The organism is Acerihabitans arboris (assembly GCF_010131535.1).
In the GTDB taxonomy this organism is placed as follows: Bacteria; Pseudomonadota; Gammaproteobacteria; order Enterobacterales; family Enterobacteriaceae; genus Acerihabitans; species Acerihabitans arboris.
Map to the genome: position 1 here is coordinate 200,589 of NZ_WUBS01000002.1, position 18,706 is coordinate 219,294.

The following is an 18,706-nucleotide window of genomic DNA, read 5'->3' on the forward strand; positions in this document are numbered from 1 at the left end:
GAACCGGCCCGACGTGGTCATGCTAAACATCAGCCAGGAGTAAACTATATGAATAGGTTAAAAACGCTTTTTATCACCGGGGTCAGCAGCGGATTCGGCCATGCGCTTGCCGGGCAGGCTATGGCGGCGGGTTATCGGGTGGTGGGGACAGTACGCAGCGAAGCGGCCAGACGGGCATTTGAAGCGCGCGACCCCGCTCATGCCGTGGGCCGCATCCTGGAGGTAACGGATTTTGCCGCCGTTACCGGCGTTATCGATGATATCGAATCCAATATCGGCCCTATCGATGTGCTGGTCAACAACGCGGGCTACGGCCATGAAGGCATCCTTGAGGAATCGCCGCTGGAGGAGATGCGACGCCAGTTCGAGGTTAACGTATTTGGCGCGGTGGCGGTGATTAAGGCGGTGCTGCCATATATGCGCGCGCGGCGGGCCGGGCACCTTATCAATATCACTTCGATGGGCGGTTTTATTACCATGCCGGGTATTGCCTATTATTGCGGCAGCAAGTTTGCGCTCGAAGGAATATCGGAGACGTTGGGTAAGGAACTGGCCCCATTCAATATCGCGGTAACCGCCGTCGCGCCCGGATCGTTTCGTACCGATTGGGCCGGGCGCTCCATGTTGCGCTCGCCCAGAAATATCCCGGACTACGATACATTATTCGATCCTATGAGAAAGGCGCGCGAGGAGAAAAGCGGACGCCAGGCCGGCGATCCTCTCAAGGCGGCCACGGCGATTCTGACGCTGATTGCCGCCGCGCAGCCGCCGGCGCATCTGCTGCTGGGCAGCGACGCGCTGGCGCTGGTGCGCAAAAAGCTGGCGGACTATGCGACGCAAATCGCCAGCTGGGAACATGTCACCCGATCAACGGATGGCTAAAGCACAGGTATTACGGCAACCCCCTTGGGGCCGCGGACCTCTTGGGCAAGAAGGCTACACGGGGACGGCATCCCTACCGGGCGGCATCCAAAATTAATCAGTTAAGCCAAGTCGACTACCGGGATCAGGTAGTCGCATTTAATATTATTATTATGTGTGATAGTATCATCCGGCATAGTGCCGTTAAGATAAAATAATTCAATATCCGGGCCTTCGCGGCGGGTTATCCGTTTTGTCGGTAAATAGATTAGATAAATGTAGCTGATAAATTCTTTCAACGCCGAGGCATGCCCGCAATAAATAAAACTAAGATAAGTACCGCCGGCCAATTTCATGGTTTCGGCACGCCGTAAGCCTGTTTTTTCCTGCTGGCTTACCGCCATAAAATAATGATGCTCCAAATTACCTTCCGCCGTTAACTTTACCTGGCTCAGGCCGAAGGCCACCGGCGGGATAATCCTGAAGTCCTTGAATAAGGTCTGCCACAGGGTAAAGCCCGGCTGTTCCCGCCGGCTGACCACGTCTTCAAAACTGCAGGTACTGGTAACAGTGATACCCAACAAACACAGGTCCGGCAAGCTTTTCACGCTCGGCTGGATCGGTATGCCGGAGGAAGGAACGTTGAGCGGCGGGCATAGTCCGCTCAAAATCCAGTGGGGTTGATCGCGGTATTGGCCGGGACTGATGCCAAATCGTTGTTTAAACGCGCGCGAAAAGCTTTGCATGGAATCGAAGCCATACTCCAGCGCAATATCAAACACCCGCTTTCGGCAAAAGCGTAATTCGATCGCCGCGGTAGATAACCGGCGCGCACGAATATATTCAGCGAGGTTATAACCGGAATACTGTTTAAACAGCCGCTGCAAATGCCATTTTGTATAACCGGATTTCTCAGACACGTCGTCAATTGACAGCGGTTGATGGATATTTCGTTCTATCCAATCAATAAGTTCATAAATTATTAACATCTTAGTCATAAGATGCATTCCCAATATTATTTAAACAATTTCGATATTAGTAATGCATTCATAATTTAATACAATATTTGTAATTAAATAAAGTGAATGACCGGCTGCCGTCCGTGCTTACCCTGACCACCATCGCCAACGTCCTGACGCATTGGCTGGTGCCGCGGCGCATTCCCCCAGGCGCCTGCGTCCTTTACCGCGTCGGCGAAGATTTTTTCAACCAGCGGGCCGGACGGCATAAACCCGATATAGGTGGCGTCGCCCTTGCCGCAAGGGTCACGGGTCACCGCCGCATCTTGTCCCCACACCGGATGGTAGACCGCCACGTCGTTATGCTTTTGCAGATTGACCAGTTGCGGGCTAAGGCGGGCGAAATCGGCGCCGATGCTGGCATTAACCGTGCCTTCGGTTGATGGGAAACCCTCCCAGCGGTCAACCCGGTTGCTCCGGTACTCCAGCCCGAACTCCCGATTAAACGCCGGCCAATCGGGGAATGTTTGGCTTCAGGTAATCGACGAACCGCGCCTGTACATTGGCGCCGCTGGTTTTATAGGCTTTGGTTTCATTGTCCACCTGATAGCCAATCACCGCCGGATGATCTAGGAGATGTTGCATTAATTTCCGGATTACCGTTTCAGCATGGCGGCGAAAATCCGCATTAGTGATATCCCTATTCTGCCGGCGGCCGAATTTATACTGTCCTTGCGGCGTCGGGGCCAGGATGGCCGGGTACTTCTTCACCAGCCAGACCGGCGCCGCATAGGTCGGAGTGCCGATAACCACCCTAATGCCGGCCTTATCCGTGGCCGACAGCACCCGGTCGATATGGCTGGAGTCCATACACGCCTTCGCGCGGCTCCAGGTACTCCAGGTGGATTCCGCGATGCGCGCCACGTTGATGCCGGTTTCCTTCATCATGTTAACGTCGGCGTCCAGCCGATCGTAGGGCATATACTCATCGTAGCACGCCACGGCGAACAGCAACGATCGGTCGGCGCCGGGCCGCCGGGGACGGCGCGGGCGCCACCACAGCCTGCGGGCCCAGGGTCGTCATTGCGGGACCGGCTCCGGCAGCAGCACCGCGCACAGGGCGATTTTAGCGCATAAAGGGATAACGGACATATCAGTTCTCCTTGCCGAAGGCCAACGCCAGCTTGGCGTAGAAGTCTTCCAGGGTAAAACGGGCGTCGATGGCGTTGTAGACCCGGATTTGACGGGCATGCGCCTGCGGCCCGTAGGTCAGGTCGTCGTTGATGTGCGGGGCGTTCACCATCTGGTAGTGATACTCCTCGTCGTCGAGCAGCAACGATATGGCGGGGTTATCACCCAATATCCAGACCTCGCTTTTCGGCCAGGGAACGCCCGCGATCAGTTTGCTGGCGCGTTGGTTAAACTCAATCATTTGCCGCCAAAGGTAGCTGCCCACCGCGCCCTGTGGTTTGACGCGCACGGCCAGTTCCGCCAGCGAAACCCGCATGGACATATAAACGTTATGCGGCACCTGCCACACCGGTACCGATGAGGACATCAGGACATTGGCCGCGTGGGGGTCGTTGTAAAGGTTGTATTCCCAGCCGCCGCGGGGGTAAGGCATGCCGCCTATCCAGATAACCGTCAGGCGGTCGGCGATCTCCGGCTCGGCGCGCAGGGCCGCGGCGATATCGGTGGCGGGTCCCAGCACCAATATAAATAACGGCCGTTTATCGTCGCGCATCCCTTCGCTGACTATCGCCCGCGCGCCTTCGCTTATCGCGGCCGGCCGCGCGGGCAGGCTATTGAGCGCGGCGCCCCGATAGACCGGCGTGCGGCTATGGTCCATTACGGCGGTCAGCCGTTTCAACTCTTGATAGCTTTCCTCCATGGTCTGCTCGTCCTGCCGCTTCATCATCGGCGCGGTGCGGGCATACTGGGCGGCAATCAGTCCACGCACGTCAAAAGTGGGTGTCAGCAGCGCGTGGGCAATGGCAAAATCGTCATCCGCCTCGTTTTTGGCATCGCTGCTGATCATGACCCGTATTTGCTTATCGGCATCCGGGGTAAAAGGCAGCGCTTTTCCCGCGGCGGCCGCATCAGCCTGCAAGCCCGGCGCCACCAATAACCAGAGCAAAGCGATAAGTCGCCCGTTGCGCGCCAGAAATAGCGAGTTGATTAACATATTGGTCTCTCCTCATGTCGTGGGTTACCACCAAACCTCGGCCTGGACGCCGACGCTTACCTGATCGTCTTTTTCGTCCTCAAAGGCAAACTGGTCGATATCGTTCTCCAGTATTTTCAGGTAAGTGGCGTAAAACCGAATCTCAGGTCGCGACGTCAGCATGCTGGTATTCACTTTCAGCGTATGGAATAGCGTCGTTTTATAGCCGGATTCGTGATAGGCGGTATTGTTCGCGTTATTGGTCTGGTTGAAATAGGCCAGCTCAACCCCGGTCTGGTTATATTGATTCCAGATATAGGCCGGCCTGGCGACGGCGCGGAAGGTTTCAAAATCGGTGTGGGCGCCGGTTTCGTAGCTGTAAAGATCGTTACCCCGCCCATACACCAGCGCGTTGGCCACGATGACATCGGGGCGCAGGTAGGTTTCACCCTGTGATATCAGCCGATAGGCGGTGCCCCCGGTATGGTCGCCGTAATAGTAGGTATTGGAGCCATAATCGGGATTGGCGTCGGAAATGTGCATAAAACCGCTGGCCACCGAATTATTGGCCGCCTGGACCGTCCATTCATTAAAACCGCCGTTAGCGAAATTCTGTCTTAGCACCACAGTGCCGAGCCAAGCATCCTTCATGGCAAAAAAAGTATCCCGTTGCTCATTTTCGCGTTGGGTATCGCTTTTATTGGCCATATTGTACTTACCGTAAACGCCAAGGGTGGCCTTGTCCCATAACGGGATGTCACGCATCCGGACGTCGACGGCGTTGGTATTGGCCTGTTCCGTGGTACTGTAGTCTTTGGCATAGACCTTGAGATCCTGGCGCATCAGGGCGATGTCCAGTTTACCGGTACCGGCCTGGATATTTTCCAGCCCGACGCCGCCCGCCGAGTCCGCTTTATGCGCTTTCCAGTCAAGCATCTGGATTTCATAATTGCGCAGGTAATGTTTACCGACCCACAATGACGAGTCGGGCAGGAACGGCAGGAAGCCGGTGGTGGTGAGGTACATATCGGAAAATTGCAGCAAATTATCGCTGGTGGAATCAAACACCCCGTTGCTGTAAGACTGGCCGACGTTGCCGTCCAGCCAAACCACCGCGTGCGCGGTTTTCCCATCCGCGTCATACACTTTTTGCTTGAGAATCAGGTCAAACCAGCCGCCATATTCATTGCCGAAACGCCCCAAAGAGCCGATTGCCCAGGATTTCGGCACGCCATGGGCCGCGGTTGCCCAACCGGAACGAAAATAGCCGGAATAGGTAAAACCCAGATCATCTTTAACATAGCTGCTGATATCCGCCAGCGTGATCGAGGTCTCTTTCGCCGCGCCCGCCCCGTCGGCGACATCGGCCGCCGCCGCGCCCTTGGCCGAACGCGCCGGGGCGGGAGTTTGCGCCCTGACCCGCTCGCCGCCGGTCACCTTGGCCGGCGCCCCGGCAACCGGCATCGGCGGGTTATCACGCCGTTCGGCGATTTCCTTATACAGGTTTAACTCCTGCCGGGTGGCTTTTAATTCCTGTTTATTGGCGATCAACTCTTTTTCTAATAATTCGAGTCGTTGTTCCACCGTTAATTTTACCGCCAAGGCATTATTTGAAAAAAAGCCAAAAATAATAGAAAATACAATTAATTTATTGAAATACCTTCCCAACATATTATTCTCCACAGACTATAATATAGCGGGCAGGCATAGTACCACCCGGCAGTTTATCGAGTTTTTATTATTTTAGGTTTGCCAGGCCGGCAGGCCCGTCACTTATTACATAGGGATATCAGGTTATTTATCTCCTTTTGTTTTTGCAAAGCCGGTGCGGATAAAATAACTGGGCGTACAGCTCCAGGCATGGCAATAACTGTTGATTTGTTTACTGCCGTAAGGCGAGGCGGATGGATTTTGCGGGTCGAAGGCTTCCCAAAACGTATCCGCCCCCGCGTTGACCATTCGTCCCCAATAATCCTCGACCAGCCGGCGCGCCTCGGCGCGAGCGCCGCTGGCCACCAGCGCGTCGACCATATGGTGGTAAAGATAGGGCGTAAGCGGGCGCACGGCCGCGGGCATGCCCATCACCTTGGTTAAAGAGGCCGCCGCCAGTGGTTGGGACAGTACGCCGGCCAACGCCATCCAGGCCTGTGACGCCCAGGAAACCTGGCGGTTTTTTCCGCTGATGAACACCCCCTGGCGCGCATCGAACAGATCGCGCGTGGCCGCCCGGATCATTTTTTCTATGCCGGCGGCATAAGCATCGGTTTCGGACGAAAGATCAAGCACGTCGCCCAGCGCCGTTAATTGCCGGCAGCTGTAGATCATTACGCCCTGGATCGCCGCCTGTTTATCAAGACTTTCCTGCCAGTCGATAAAAACAAAGTCCTTTTCCGGCGCGGTAAACATCCCTTTTTCATTGACGTTCTTCAGGGCTAAATCAATTTGTCGTTTGGCGATCGGCCATAATTCCAGGGCGGTTTGTTTATCCTTGGTTGCCCGATAATAATCCAGCAAAATACTGCCATAGAGCACCGCGTAATCAATCAGCACCACTTCGCCAATACGCGGCGCCGGCTGTTCATATACGCAGGCGGTAATATAGCCGTCATCCCGTTGCAGCCCGGCAAATAGATAAAGACATCGGCGCACCAGATCGTGATTGCCAAAGCTGACATAATTGGTCAGCGCCTGTAAACGCAGGTCGCCCACCCAGAGCCGCCGATCCCGGCGCGGACCATCCTCAAAACTGGTCTGCATGCACTCATGCAGCGTGCGGATACTGACCTTGTCAATATCGCGCCATAACGGGCTGTCGTACCGGGCGGGCCGTCCCCGGTCCACCCCGGCCGAGGATACCGCGCCGACGCTGATATCGCTGAAAGTGGCGCTGAAATTATCCGAGGTGGCAATCACGTCGATTTTGACAAAACGAAACGCATGCCGACGCGGGACCCTGACCTGCTGCGGCAGGAAATCAACGTTAACGATCTCGTCCGGCAGCCAGGACGCGCTCAGCCACCCTTTATAGGGGTACAGGGGTTCGGCCACATCGCCTGGCACTTCGCCGAAAGTCAGCCGCAGCCTTACCGGCGCGTCGGACGACTTGCCCGACCAGCCGACATGAAACGCGAGGTAACCGGTATAATGATTGCCGAAATCGACGATAAAGCTGTCGCCGCTGTTAAAGGTCCGTTGGGCCAACGCGTCCATGGATTCACGCTGTCGCATGACATACCCCGCCGGGGCATCCCTGGCGATCGCCGGCTCGACCACGCCGATTGCCGGATAAGGCACCTCGACGAGCGACGGCTTCAGGGCCTCGGCCAGCGCGACCCAGCGTTTCTGGGGCGTCGGCGGCGCCATACCCGCGTCAGGCAACGTTATGGGCGCGGCCCCGCCCGTGGCCTTCGCCGGCGATGGCCACGCTTTCACACAGGAGGCCACAACCATCGCCTTGATCAAGAGTTCTCTTCTATTCATCATCAATTCCATCGGTTCAACGGTGTTGGGGAATAGCGTAAAAGCGATAACGTCGACCGGCGGGCGCCCCGCCGGCCGATACCAGGACATTGGCTATTCGAGCGTGGCGCCGTTGCTCTTGACTACCCCGGCGTACCAATGGAAACTTTTTTTACGCCGGCGTTCGAGCGTGCCGTTGCCCTGATCATCGCGATCGACATAGATAAAACCATACCGCTTGGAAAACTCGGCTTTCGAGGCGCTGACCAGATCGATAGGCCCCCAGCAGGTATAACCCAGCACCTCGACCCCATCCTTGATTGCTTCGCCCACCTGCACCAGGTGATCGTTGAGATAGCGGATGCGATAGTCATCGTTAATGCTGCCGTCGGCTTCCACCTTATCCCTGGCGCCCAGGCCGTTTTCCACGATGAACAGCGGTTTCCGGTAGCGGTCGTACAGCTCGTTCATCAGTAAACGCAATCCCACCGGGTCAATTTGCCACCCCCAGTCCGAACTGGCCAGGTGCGGGTTCGGCACCATATTGAGGATATTGCCGCGCGCCTGGTTATTCAGCGCTTGATCGGTGGTCACGCAGCCGGTCATGTAATAACTGAAGGAAATAAAATCCACCGTTTCCCGCAGATCCGTTCGGTCTTGCGGGGTAATGGTTACTTGAATGTTCTGGTCGGTAAAAAAACGCGCCATATAGGCGGGATAAGCGCCGCGCGCCTGAACATCGCCAAAAAACAGCCATTCGCGGTTTTGCTGTAAGGTTTCCAGCATATCTTCCGGTTTGCACGACAGGGGATAAAGCAGGCCGCCCAACAGCATATTGCCGATTCTCCCGTCGGGGATAATCTCATGGCAGGCCTTGACCGCCCGGGCGCTGGCCACCAGCTGATGATGGATGGCCTGGTAGATAGCCTGGCGCGAACTGCCTTCCGGCAGGCCAACGCCGGTAAAAGGCGCATGTAATGACATATTGATTTCGTTGAATGTCAGCCAATGTTTCACTTTGTGCCGGTAGCGCTGGAAGACCGTGCGGGCATAACGTTCAAAATAGTCGATAGTGTCCCGGCTGCCCCAGCCGCCATGGTTCTTGACCAGGCCATAAGGCATCTCGTAATGGGACAGGGTAATCAACGGAGTAATATGGTACCTGGCCATCTCATCAAATAAGCGGTCATAAAACGCCAGCCCGGCCTCATTCGGCTGTCCTTCGTCCCCCTGCGGGAAAATACGCGTCCAGGCGATGGAGGTGCGCAGGCAGCGAAAGCCCATCTCGGCGAACAGCTTGATATCCTCGGGATAGCGATGGTAGAAATCGATCGCCACATCCTTGATGCCGCTATCGCCGGCATGGCGTTCCACCACCGGGCCGAAAACGCCCTGCGGCTGTAGATCCGAGGTCGACAGGCCTTTGCCGTCGGTCAGGTAGGCGCCTTCCACCTGGTTGGCCGCGACCGCGCCGCCCCATAAAAAATGCTCTGGAAAAATGGTGCTCATGTCTTTTCTCCTGAAAAATTTACCGTACCAACGCCAGCAACGGCTGTTGTTCCTGAATGGTCGTTCCGGCGGTGGCCGGCAACACATCGATATAATCTTCACTGTTGGTGATAATGACCAGTGTCGTGAGGTCATAACCCGCGGCGGTAATGCCAGCCGTATCAAACTCCACCAGCAGATCGCCCCGGCTTACCCGATCGCCGGTATGGATAGGGGCGTTAAAATACCGTCCGTCCAGCTTGACGGTGTCTATTCCCACATGGATCAGCACTTCGACCCCCTCATCGGATAACAGCCCGATGGCGTGATGGGTCTTGAATAGCGATGCCACGACACCGTTTACCGGCGACACCACCCGGCCGGCGCTGGGCAGGATACCCACGCCCTTCCCCATCAGGCCGCTGGCGAAGGTGGCGTCCCCGACGTCGGCCAGCAGGCAGACCTCCCCCGCCAACGGGCTGAAAATATCCACCCGGCGGGCCGTCGCATCCGTGCCCGGCGCCTGGGACGGCACTTCGGCCTCCGCCGGGGGCGCGGCCGGCTCCCGTTTAATGCCGAACAGCCAGGTAGCCGCCAGAGCGAAGCTAAAAGCCACCAGGGTACCGATAATCCCGGCCCATACGGTGTTATCCATGCCGGTGGGCGGGATAATCTGGGCAAAGGTAAAGATGCTGGGAAAACCAAAGGAGTAGATAGTGGTATGGAAATAACCGAATACCGCGGCCCCCATGCCGCCGCCGACGCAGCCAAAGATAAACGGCCGGCGCAACGGCAGGGTAACCCCGTAAACCGCCGGCTCGGTGATGCCAAAAATAGCCGAGGAAAACGCCGAACCGGAAATCGCCTTGAGTTTGCTGTCACGGGTGCGCAGCATGACGCCCAGCGCAGCCCCGGCTTGTCCCAGCACCGGCGCCACCAGCAGCGGCAGCATGGTGTCGTGGCCCAGTACGCTGAGATTATTGATCATCAGCGGCACCAGTCCCCAGTGCAGGCCGAATATCACGAATACCTGCCATAATCCGCCCATCAGCACCCCGGCCAGGACGGAATTCAGCCCGTAAATCGCCTGGTAGCCCCCGGCCAGCAGATGGCTAAGCCAGGTGGCCGCAGGACCGATAAGCAAAAATGTCAGCGGCACGGTAATACAGATGCACAGCAGCGGCGTAAAAAAATTACGGATATTACTGTGCAAAATGGCATTAAACGGTTTTTCCAACCGACTGGATACCCAGGCGGAAAATACAATCGGAATAACCGAAGATGAATAATTAATAAAGGTAATGGGCAATCCCAGGAAATAGAGCGCCTGATGACCGGCCACCTGCATGCCGTCAAACGCGGCAATCATCGTCGGATGCACCAGCGTGCCGCCGATAACCATGGTGACAAAGGGGTTGCCGCCGAATTTCTTTCCGGCGGTATAACCCAATACTATCGGGAAGAAATAAAATAAAGCATCGCTGGCGGCATATAATAATTTATAGGCGCCATGAGCTTCCGTTAGCCAGCCGCAGACCAGGCTCAGCGCCAGAAATCCTTTTAATATCCCCGAGGCAATCATGATACTGACGATGGGAGTAAAAATACCAGAAATCAGGTCCATAAAACGGGCGGCAATATTTTCCTTTTTGGTTTCCCTCGCCGCGGAGGCGGTATTTTCATCGATTCCCGCCAGCCTGATGACATCTTTATATACCTCCCCGACATGGTTACCCACCACCACCTGGAACTGGCCGCCGCTTTCCACCACCATAATAATGCCGGGATGATTTTTCAGTCCGGCAACATCTACGTTTTCATTGCTTTTTAGCTTAAATCGTAAGCGTGTCGCACAGTGCACCACGCTATTGATATTGCCGCGTCCGCCAACGCCTTCAACGATCTCACTGGCTAATGCTTCATATTTCATCGCCTATCCTTAACCCACGGTTATTTCACAGGTAATTCCGGGCGGCACGCCGACCCGACGCTGTTTTCAGAGCAAAAAAAAACCTAAATCACTTTTTTCATATCTGGAATCCGGATATGAAAAAACTGATTTAGGTTTTGCCTGCAACGCCCATAACGGCCCGGCAGTAACAATCCTGGTATCGGCTACATAAACCTCATGGTAAAAAATGAATCATCAATATTAATGTTGATAACGCAATGTTCTTCACCTCCGGAGTAGTATGGGTCGTTTTAAATACGGCTTCAATCACTTTTTATCACTTAGGGAAAATTTGTGACCGAGCGCAAATTTTTACGATTGTGCCCTGCTATTTCTCACCCTGCCAGCAATTCCGTGCGTACCCGCTCAATATGGATGGTGAGAAACATCATCTCCTCCTTAGTTAGGGAATATTGATATTGATGTTCAATATGCGTCTGTATTTTTTCGGCGCAGTGGTAAGAGAGGACATATTTTTCTTTTACCACATCGTGCAGGGATTCATCGTCGCTATGCACAATGTTTTTCCCCAGTAAACGCTGGGCAAAGAATTTTAGGTGCGTGACAAAACGGTGATAGCTTAGCGCCTTTTCGTTATAATCGATTTTAAGCTGATATTTAACAATAGCTAAAATTTCCTGCATGATGCGGGTAATATGCATGACCTGCGACATTTCACTGTCAAGCTGGGCATTAACCAAATGCAGGGCAATAAAGCCCGCCTCATCCTCCGGCAGCCGGATACCAAGCTGCCGCTCGATAATGACCAGCGCCTCCATACCCACGGCGAATTCATTTTGATACAAGCGTTTTATTTCCCACAGCAGCACATTGCGGATATCAATCCCCTGCTTGTGCCGCTCAATGGCAAAATGACAGTGATCGGTTAACGAGATATAGATGCTGTCCTGCAACGTGCCGGGCAAGCGCGCCTTGGCCAGGGTGATGATGTTATCCGCGGCGCACATGACCTCCGGCGGGATCGCCGCCAGCAGTTCGCTGAGCCTGGAGGTCAACTCGCCGCTTTTCAGCGCGAAGACTTTTTCAATCAACGTCGGATCCAGGCTGTCGCCCACCTGCTTCCTAAAACCAAGACCGCGCCCCATCACCACCTGTTCGTGCTGGCGTTCATCTAAGCTAAGGACCACGTTATTGTTGAGTATCTTGGAAATCTTCATTTTCCCGGCTCTTGAAATAAAAAAACCAGATAGCCGGATAATAGATACCGACGATCTGGTTTTGCCTGCTTACGCAGTAACAATCCAATTATTCTGCCAACTTAGCATTTGTACTTTGCATCACAATAGCCCGCAAGCAAAAACGTGAACTAAGACATCAAAAAGGCGCGCTTAGCCTGATCAGGCAGCCCACACAGGCGCCGCTCACCGGCAACGACGGCACGCCATGCATGCGGCCGGCGGCATCTTCCCGCCGGTTTATTGCCCCGGCGACAGACTGGCGAAAGACGACATACCGCCCTGGCGCGCCTGGCCGACCGCCTCGCCCAGTTGCCATACCGCCATGGCGTAATGGGTGCTGTGATTGTAGCGGGTGATGGCATAGAAGTTTGGCAGCCCGTACCAGTATTGGTATTGGCTGCCGAAATCCAGGCGCAGCAGGCTGGCTTCCTGGTAACCGCCAAGGGAACCCTGCGGCGTCAGGCCGGTTGCCGCCAGGGTGGCCACCGGATAACGGGTATCGAAGCCCTGGTCGAGGAACGGCGCCTGGCCGCTGGCCGGCACCGCCACCGCGCCGCCCTCGACCCAACCGTGGGCCTTGAAATAGTTGGCAACGCTGCCGATGGCGTCCACCGGATCCCACAAATTGATGTGGCCGTCGCCGTCGAAATCGACCGCATAGTTTTTAAATGACGAGGGCATAAACTGGCCGTAGCCCATGGCGCCCGCGTACGATCCGCGCAACGCCAGCGGGTCGTCCCCTTCGCTGCGGGACATCAGCAGGAAGGTTTCCAGCTCGCCGGCAAAATAATCGGCGCGGCGCGGGTAGGCAAAAGCCAGGGTGGCCAGGGCGTCGATGATGCGGGTCTTGCCCATCACCCGTCCCCAGCGGGTTTCCACCCCGATAATGCCGACAATAATCTCCGGCGGCACGCCGTAGACCTGTCGGGCGCGTTCCAGGGCATCGCTATACTGGTTCCAGAACGCCACGCCGTTTTGCACGTTGTCGGGGGTGATGAATTTACCGCGGTAACGCAGCCAGGCCCCGTTCGGCCCCGACGGCGGCAGGCCGACCGGCGCCTGGCGATCCATTAGCCGCAGCACCCAGTCCAGACGTTGGGTCTGGGCCAGGACGTCATGCAGCTGCTGGCGCTCGAAGCCGTGTTCGCGCACCATTTTGTCGATAAAGGCCTCGGTGGCCGGGTTAGACGCAAAATCACCGTTCAGGAGCGGGCCGGTATGGCCGGGCTGAAGCAGGAATCCACCCTGGGGGGGGCTGCCTATGGGCAGGTTTTCCGCAGGCTTCGGCTTGCTGCTACAGGCGGAAAGTAAAGCGAGCAGGGGAAGCAGTGTAGCCAGGTAACGCATCGGAGATCCATAAACCACGCAAGATAAGATGGCGTCTATGGTAAGCCAATGTGTGATGCGAACAAACAGAAAAATAACATCTGCATCAGTATGGAAAACGGACAATCCATTTTCCACTGCGCTTTTGATCTCGTCTTCCGCTAGTCTGAAACAATGTAATGCTATCATGGGTAATATTGGTAGTATTGCTCCGAAAAGAGCATCCAGAGACTAAAGGAGTCATGGTGAATAATAACGATTCAGGCATAAACCTCACCGCCTCCCAGGCGATCGATAAGCTCGAAGAGTTGTACGATGGCGCGGTGGCGGCGCTTCGCGAGTCCATCAGGGCGTTTATCAGCCACGGCCGGCTGCCCGACGAACAGGCGCGGGCAAAGGGCGCGTTCAGCTATCCTGAGCTGCGTGTCACCTGGGACGGCGTATCGCCCGGCAATCCCAAGGCGCGGGCCTTCGGCCGTTTTACCCATCCCGGCAGCTACAGCACCACCATCACCCGGCCCCAGCTGTTTCGCCGCTACCTGGCGGAACAGCTGGCCCTGCTGGAGGGCGAATACGCCGCCACCATCAGCGTGGTGCCGTCGCATCTGGAGATCCCCTTTCCTTATGTCATCGACGGTTCGGATCTGGCCCTCGACCGTTCGATGAGCACCGGGATTGCGCAGCATTTCCCGACCACCGAGCTGGCGCAAATCGGCGACGAAACCGCCGACGGGCTGTTTACATCCGGCAATATTTACCCGCTGTCGCATTTCGACGCGCTGCGCACCGATTTCTCCCTGGCGCGCCTTCGGCACTATACCGGCACGCCGGTGGAACATTTCCAGCCCTTTGTGCTGTTCACCAATTACACCCGTTATGTTGATGAGTTCGTGCGCTGGGGCTGCGGCCAGATTGCCGATCCGGACAGTCCCTACGAGGCGTTGTCCTGCGCCGGCGGCACCTACGTCACCGCCGACACCCCGAATCCCGAACAGGCGGTGTCCGACCTGGCCTGGAAAAATCATCAAATGCCCGCTTATCACCTGATATCGCGCAAAGGACGGGGAATTACGCTGGTCAATATCGGCGTCGGCCCTTCCAACGCCAAGACCATCTGCGATCACCTGGCGGTGCTGCGCCCGCACGCCTGGCTGATGATCGGCCACTGCGGCGGGCTGCGCGAAAGCCAGACGATCGGCGACTACGTGCTGGCCCATGCCTATCTGCGCGACGACCATGTGCTGGACGCGGTGCTGCCGCCCGATATTCCCATTCCCAGCATCGCAGAAGTGCAGCGCGCCCTGTACGACGCCACCAAAACGGTCAGCGGCATGCCGGGCGAGGAGGTGAAGCAGCGTTTGCGCACCGGCACGGTGGTCACCACCGACGATCGCAACTGGGAACTGAGATATTCCGCCTCGGCGCTGCGCTTTAATCTCAGCCGGGCGGTGGCGGTGGACATGGAGAGCGCGACCATTGCCGCGCAGGGATACCGCTTCCGGGTGCCCTACGGCACCCTGCTGTGCGTCTCCGATAAACCCCTGCACGGCGAAATTAAGCTGCCGGGTCAGGCAAACCGCTTTTATGAAGGGGCGATTTCAGAGCATCTGCAAATCGGCATTTGCGCCATAGAGCTGCTGCGCGCCGAAGGCGATCGCCTGCATTCGCGCAAGCTGCGCACCTTTAACGAGCCGCCGTTCCGCTGATAGTTACAGTGTAACAAATAGCGGGCTTTTAGCCATTACATTGTAACAACAAGGCCATTTCCGGCGGCAGTCGCGATCATTTCTGCGTTTGCCGCCGGATACCTCTATAATGCCGGTCTTAAACCATATCAAGCGGCGGGGAATTTCCGGCAATGATGAATAACGATGTGCTGCGCAGCCTGCGCTATATGCTGAATCTGCATAATGACCATTTAATGACCATCCTGGCGTTGGCGGACAACGTTATTACGCCGCAGGAGATGGCGGCGTTTGTCAAAAAGGAAGATGAAGAAGGCTACCTGCCCTGCCCGGATATCGTGATGGGCTATTTTCTGCATGGCCTGATCATCTATAAACGAGGCAAGGACGAGAGCCGCCCCGCGGCGAAAATCGAGCGTAAAATCACCAATAATATTATCCTGAAAAAGCTGCGCGTGGCGTTTGAGCTTAAGAGCACCGATATTCAGGAAATTCTCCAGTCGCAGGATTTTAACTTTTCCCAGCCGGAGCTGACCGCCATGATGCGCGCGCCGGAGCATAAAAACTACCGCGCCTGCGGCGATCAGCTCCTGCGCTATTTCCTGAAGGGACTGGCCGCCCGGCTGCGTAAAAGCGGAGCGGCCGCGCCGGGCGCCGCCGGGGCTTAGCGCCGGGTGTAGCCTGTCGCGTCTGCATGAGGAAACCCTTGACGCCGGTGCCAGCCTGATTTTGCCGCGGCGCCGCGCTACCGGCGCCAGGATTTTTTACCCGGCAGTATCTCGCTCAAGATTTGGTGCGCGGTATCGGCCATCACCTGGCCCGTAGCACTTCCACGGCGACGGCCCCCCGCTTAGCTTAAACGGCCTCTTCCGCATGGTCCGCGTGGCCGCCTTTTTTGTACAGCGGCTCGCGCTGTTCCTGCACCATCTTGGCATCAATGCTTCTTTCAGCGGTCGGGCGCAGCAGCAGCCGCCGGATACCTATAGGGTCGCCGGTTTCAATACAATAGCCGTAGGTTCCCCGCTCGATACGCATCAACGCGGCCTCGATTTTCGGCAATAAGCGGCTTTCGCGGTCGATTTGGCGCAGCTGCATGCGCAAATCCTCTTCATGCATGGCCTTGTCGATCTCGTCGCCGCCGCCGTCGCTTTGCGCTATCAGCAGTTTTAAGTCATTGATATGCGCCAGTACCCTTCGCCGCTCCGCCACCAGCCGGCGCCGGAAAAAATCACGCTGAGGCGCGTTCATATAATCATCTTCCGGCATGGCCAACAGGGTGGTTTCATCAAGTATCACGGTATCTGAATTGTTCATACCCCTCCTGGGATCGTCAGTGGTCATAACGTTTATATCCGCATAACGATCGATGGTCCCCCGTCGCGTCGTTCAGGGCGGCAAACAATAAGGACCGTCAAATAAAACGTTATAACATAACTGAAATGGGAAAGAATTCAAGAACAAAATGTGCCATGCCGCAGCGAGAGGCATGTTGATAATCAGGATGCCGGCCGGCATCAGGGATGATAACCGATCGACATTAATCGACGGACAACGGCGATCGGGATGACTCTGCGCTAGCCAATCTGCGCGCCCTGCTCCAGCTTTTTAATTAAATCAACGCGATTTTGATGGCGTCCGCCTGCAAATCCCGCCGCCAGCCACTGCTCGACAATCATCTTCGCCAGTTCGCCGCCGATCACCCTGGAACCAAAGGCCAGGATATTGGTATCGTTGTGCTCCCGCGACAGCTTCGCCGAGTAAGGTTCACTGCAGACCACCGCGCGGATGCCGTCGATTTTATTCGCGGCGATGGAGATGCCGATACCCGACCCGCAGATCAATATGCCCAGATCGGCCTGTCTTGACACCACCGCGTCGGCCACCCGTTTGGCGTATAAGGGATAATCGGTGCGATCGGTGGAATGGGTTCCTTTATCAATTACTTCAATCGATTTCGATTGCAGGAATTGAATGATTTCCGGCTTAAGGATCAGCCCGACATGATCGCATCCAATAGCTATTTTCATCTTTACGCCCCTGGGTTTTAACACTATTCGCGGCCGGCGTTGAACTGGCCTCAAGGAAAGCACACACCGGTAAACTTTACAAAAATTGTAATTTATGTGATATTTTTATTTTGTGAGAATGTTCAAATAAGTAATATAATTATTATATCTATAAAAATCATATATTTTATATAACGCATTATGACAAATTGATAGATATCTTTCCATAAAAATTAAATTCGTGAATTAACCTCTTCTATCCCACCCTGCGACGCGCCTATTTTCATCGCCATGCGGCTTCCCTGGATCGGGGATAATACCAACGTGCAGCATGGGCAAGGGCGGCACCGGCGGGTATCGCCGCCTGCCCCCCGCGGACAGGTCGACGCCCGCGTGGACGGCGCCGGGATAAGTTAAAAATATTACCCTCGCGCCAGGCTTTAGGGTTATTGTTAATAATTCGAGGAATAGTTGTTAACGTAAGCGGCGAGGGAGTTAATGAACATTGCAGTTATCGGCGGTGGGGTTATCGGGATGTCATGCGCGTTGCATCTGGCGCGCGCCGGTTTGAAGGTCAGGTTATTCACCGAAAAAAAGCTTGCCTCCGGCGCTTCGGGCCGTTCACTTTCGTGGTTAAACGCCTCCGGCCCCTGGCCTGATGAGTATTATAAACTCAGGATGGCGGGTATCGACCGTTACCGCACGCTGTATCGTAACAACCCCGGGGTGGACTGGCTAAAGTTCGACGGCGGGATATTCTGGTCTGATCAAGATGAAGTATTAGAATTAAACGCGATTGAGCAACGGCGCGGGTATGATTCCGTGCTGTTCCAGGCCGCCGGCGTTAATCAAATCGATGCCAATATCGATCCCGCCGCGGTAAATGCCTATGGTATTTATAATGCGGGGGAAGGCTGGGTCAGCCTGCCCGACGTTATTGCCCATATGGCGGCGGAATTTATCCAGCTGGATGGCGTCGTTATCGAGGATGCGGGCAACACCATGCCGCTGACCGATGCGCAGGGTGTTGTTCAAGGCGTTAGCTCCGCGCAGAAGGGTGAATATCCGTGTGACAAGGTCTTGCTGGCCTGCGGCCCCGCCACCGCCAGGGTGTTGGCGGGAATGGGAATTGATCTGCCGGACGGCTCGGTATTATCGATGCTCGCCATTACCCAGCCCTCCGACCACCGCCCCACCGTGGTACTGAATACCCCCAGGGTGGCGATGCGGCCTAATCCCGGCAATACGCTGGCGGTGGATCATAGCTGGTATACCGATGATATTGAACAAGATGAAAATGGAAATTGCACGGTTCCCGACAGCATAATTACCCAACTGTTATCCGAGGCCGACCATCTGCTCAAGACCGGAGCGCCGCTTGCGCTGGCAGGCTATAAAGCCGGCTGGAAACCCGTTCCCGCCGATGGTTTTCCGGTACTGGGCGAGCTTGAGCAAGCGCCGGGATGTTATGTCGCTTTTACCCATTCAGGCGCGACGCTTGCGTTAATTATCGGCGAACTGCTCAGTTGGGAAATCACCACGGGCAAGCCGCACCCGATGCTGGCGCCGTTCCGGCCCGGCAGGTTCAAACATCAATAGCCCTGTTGT

The 18,706-nt window shown here is 55.8% G+C and carries 16 protein-coding genes; 4 read left to right on the forward strand and 12 right to left on the reverse strand.

Features of this window, described 5'->3' with window-relative positions; translation table 11 throughout:
* Positions 1 to 48: 48 nt before the first annotated feature.
* Complete coding sequence (locus tag GRH90_RS03150; protein WP_162364443.1) at positions 49 to 882, forward strand: oxidoreductase; 834 nt, start codon at positions 49 to 51, stop codon at positions 880 to 882.
* A gap of 101 nt (positions 883 to 983) precedes the next feature.
* Here GRH90_RS03150 and GRH90_RS03155 read toward each other — a convergent pair whose 3' ends face one another.
* The 10 genes from GRH90_RS03155 to mltB form a co-directional block, all read right to left on the reverse strand.
* The gene (locus GRH90_RS03155) at positions 984 to 1,859 is read right to left on the reverse strand and encodes a helix-turn-helix domain-containing protein (RefSeq protein WP_162364444.1); all 876 of its coding nucleotides are present in this window, start codon (positions 1,857 to 1,859) and stop codon (positions 984 to 986) included.
* Positions 1,860 to 1,933: 74 nt separating this feature from the next.
* Complete coding sequence (locus GRH90_RS03160) at positions 1,934 to 2,176, reverse strand: hypothetical protein (protein ID WP_162364445.1); 243 nt, start codon at positions 2,174 to 2,176, stop codon at positions 1,934 to 1,936.
* 145 nt (positions 2,177 to 2,321) lie between these two features.
* Positions 2,322 to 2,834 carry a beta-galactosidase gene (locus GRH90_RS03165; RefSeq protein ID WP_162364446.1) on the reverse strand — a complete coding sequence of 171 codons (513 nt, stop codon included), beginning with the start codon at positions 2,832 to 2,834 and terminating at the stop codon, positions 2,322 to 2,324.
* A 139-nt stretch (positions 2,835 to 2,973) separates the two neighbouring features.
* Positions 2,974 to 4,005 (reverse strand): nucleoside hydrolase, encoded by a 1,032-nt coding sequence (locus GRH90_RS03170; RefSeq protein ID WP_162364447.1) that lies wholly within the window; start codon positions 4,003 to 4,005, stop codon positions 2,974 to 2,976.
* Between the two features lie 24 nt (positions 4,006 to 4,029).
* Complete coding sequence (locus GRH90_RS03175; RefSeq protein ID WP_162364448.1) at positions 4,030 to 5,655, reverse strand: carbohydrate porin; 1,626 nt, start codon at positions 5,653 to 5,655, stop codon at positions 4,030 to 4,032.
* A gap of 123 nt (positions 5,656 to 5,778) precedes the next feature.
* Positions 5,779 to 7,554, reverse strand: coding sequence for an alpha-L-rhamnosidase-related protein (locus GRH90_RS03180; protein WP_218586203.1), 1,776 nt, complete (start codon positions 7,552 to 7,554; stop codon positions 5,779 to 5,781).
* Between the two features lie 3 nt (positions 7,555 to 7,557).
* The gene (locus GRH90_RS03185) at positions 7,558 to 8,952 is read right to left on the reverse strand and encodes a glycoside hydrolase family 1 protein (RefSeq protein WP_162364449.1); all 1,395 of its coding nucleotides are present in this window, start codon (positions 8,950 to 8,952) and stop codon (positions 7,558 to 7,560) included.
* Between the two features lie 19 nt (positions 8,953 to 8,971).
* Positions 8,972 to 10,861, reverse strand: a complete 1,890-nt coding sequence (gene bglF / locus GRH90_RS03190) for a PTS beta-glucoside transporter subunit IIABC (protein WP_162364450.1) — start codon at positions 10,859 to 10,861, stop codon at positions 8,972 to 8,974.
* Positions 10,862 to 11,217: 356 nt separating this feature from the next.
* Complete coding sequence (gene licT, locus GRH90_RS03195) at positions 11,218 to 12,060, reverse strand: BglG family transcription antiterminator LicT (protein WP_162364451.1); 843 nt, start codon at positions 12,058 to 12,060, stop codon at positions 11,218 to 11,220.
* Between the two features lie 258 nt (positions 12,061 to 12,318).
* Complete coding sequence (gene mltB, locus GRH90_RS03200) at positions 12,319 to 13,428, reverse strand: lytic murein transglycosylase B (protein ID WP_162364452.1); 1,110 nt, start codon at positions 13,426 to 13,428, stop codon at positions 12,319 to 12,321.
* A 221-nt stretch (positions 13,429 to 13,649) separates the two neighbouring features.
* Here mltB and GRH90_RS03205 point away from each other — a divergent pair, with 221 nt between their 5' ends.
* Together GRH90_RS03205 and GRH90_RS03210 are read left to right on the forward strand one after the other, a co-directional pair.
* On the forward strand, positions 13,650 to 15,113 hold the full coding sequence (locus tag GRH90_RS03205; protein WP_162364453.1) for an AMP nucleosidase: 1,464 nt from the start codon (positions 13,650 to 13,652) through the stop codon (positions 15,111 to 15,113).
* Positions 15,114 to 15,265: 152 nt separating this feature from the next.
* Positions 15,266 to 15,760, forward strand: coding sequence for a YehS family protein (locus GRH90_RS03210; protein ID WP_162364454.1), 495 nt, complete (start codon positions 15,266 to 15,268; stop codon positions 15,758 to 15,760).
* A 187-nt stretch (positions 15,761 to 15,947) separates the two neighbouring features.
* Here the strand turns inward: GRH90_RS03210 and GRH90_RS03215 are convergent, their stop codons facing one another.
* The gene (locus GRH90_RS03215; RefSeq protein WP_162364455.1) at positions 15,948 to 16,406 is read right to left on the reverse strand and encodes a TraR/DksA C4-type zinc finger protein; all 459 of its coding nucleotides are present in this window, start codon (positions 16,404 to 16,406) and stop codon (positions 15,948 to 15,950) included.
* A gap of 260 nt (positions 16,407 to 16,666) precedes the next feature.
* Positions 16,667 to 17,119, reverse strand: coding sequence for a ribose 5-phosphate isomerase B (gene rpiB, locus GRH90_RS03220; protein ID WP_162364456.1), 453 nt, complete (start codon positions 17,117 to 17,119; stop codon positions 16,667 to 16,669).
* Positions 17,120 to 17,596: 477 nt separating this feature from the next.
* Between rpiB and GRH90_RS03225 the strand changes: the two genes are divergently transcribed.
* A complete protein-coding gene (locus GRH90_RS03225; protein WP_162364457.1) occupies positions 17,597 to 18,697 on the forward strand; it encodes an NAD(P)/FAD-dependent oxidoreductase in 1,101 nt (366 codons plus the stop codon).
* The last annotated feature ends 9 nt before the right edge of the window (positions 18,698 to 18,706 follow it).

Excerpts from the sequence above, each read along its gene's own strand:
- GRH90_RS03175 (WP_162364448.1), bottom strand. The coding sequence starts at position 5,655 with ATGTTGGGAAGGTATTTCAATAAATTAATTGTATTTTCTATTATTTTT.
- GRH90_RS03205 (WP_162364453.1), top strand. The coding sequence starts at position 13,650 with ATGGTGAATAATAACGATTCAGGCATAAACCTCACCGCCTCCCAGGCG.
- rpiB (WP_162364456.1), bottom strand. The coding sequence starts at position 17,119 with ATGAAAATAGCTATTGGATGCGATCATGTCGGGCTGATCCTTAAGCCG.
- GRH90_RS03215 (WP_162364455.1), bottom strand. The coding sequence starts at position 16,406 with ATGAACAATTCAGATACCGTGATACTTGATGAAACCACCCTGTTGGCC.
- bglF (WP_162364450.1), bottom strand. The coding sequence starts at position 10,861 with ATGAAATATGAAGCATTAGCCAGTGAGATCGTTGAAGGCGTTGGCGGA.
- licT (WP_162364451.1), bottom strand. The coding sequence starts at position 12,060 with ATGAAGATTTCCAAGATACTCAACAATAACGTGGTCCTTAGCTTAGAT.
- GRH90_RS03185 (WP_162364449.1), bottom strand. The coding sequence starts at position 8,952 with ATGAGCACCATTTTTCCAGAGCATTTTTTATGGGGCGGCGCGGTCGCG.
- GRH90_RS03150 (WP_162364443.1), top strand. The coding sequence starts at position 49 with ATGAATAGGTTAAAAACGCTTTTTATCACCGGGGTCAGCAGCGGATTC.
- GRH90_RS03155 (WP_162364444.1), bottom strand. The coding sequence starts at position 1,859 with ATGACTAAGATGTTAATAATTTATGAACTTATTGATTGGATAGAACGA.
- GRH90_RS03170 (WP_162364447.1), bottom strand. The coding sequence starts at position 4,005 with ATGTTAATCAACTCGCTATTTCTGGCGCGCAACGGGCGACTTATCGCT.
- mltB (WP_162364452.1), bottom strand. The coding sequence starts at position 13,428 with ATGCGTTACCTGGCTACACTGCTTCCCCTGCTCGCTTTACTTTCCGCC.
- GRH90_RS03180 (WP_218586203.1), bottom strand. The coding sequence starts at position 7,554 with ATGTCCTGGTATCGGCCGGCGGGGCGCCCGCCGGTCGACGTTATCGCT.
- GRH90_RS03210 (WP_162364454.1), top strand. The coding sequence starts at position 15,266 with ATGATGAATAACGATGTGCTGCGCAGCCTGCGCTATATGCTGAATCTG.
- GRH90_RS03225 (WP_162364457.1), top strand. The coding sequence starts at position 17,597 with ATGAACATTGCAGTTATCGGCGGTGGGGTTATCGGGATGTCATGCGCG.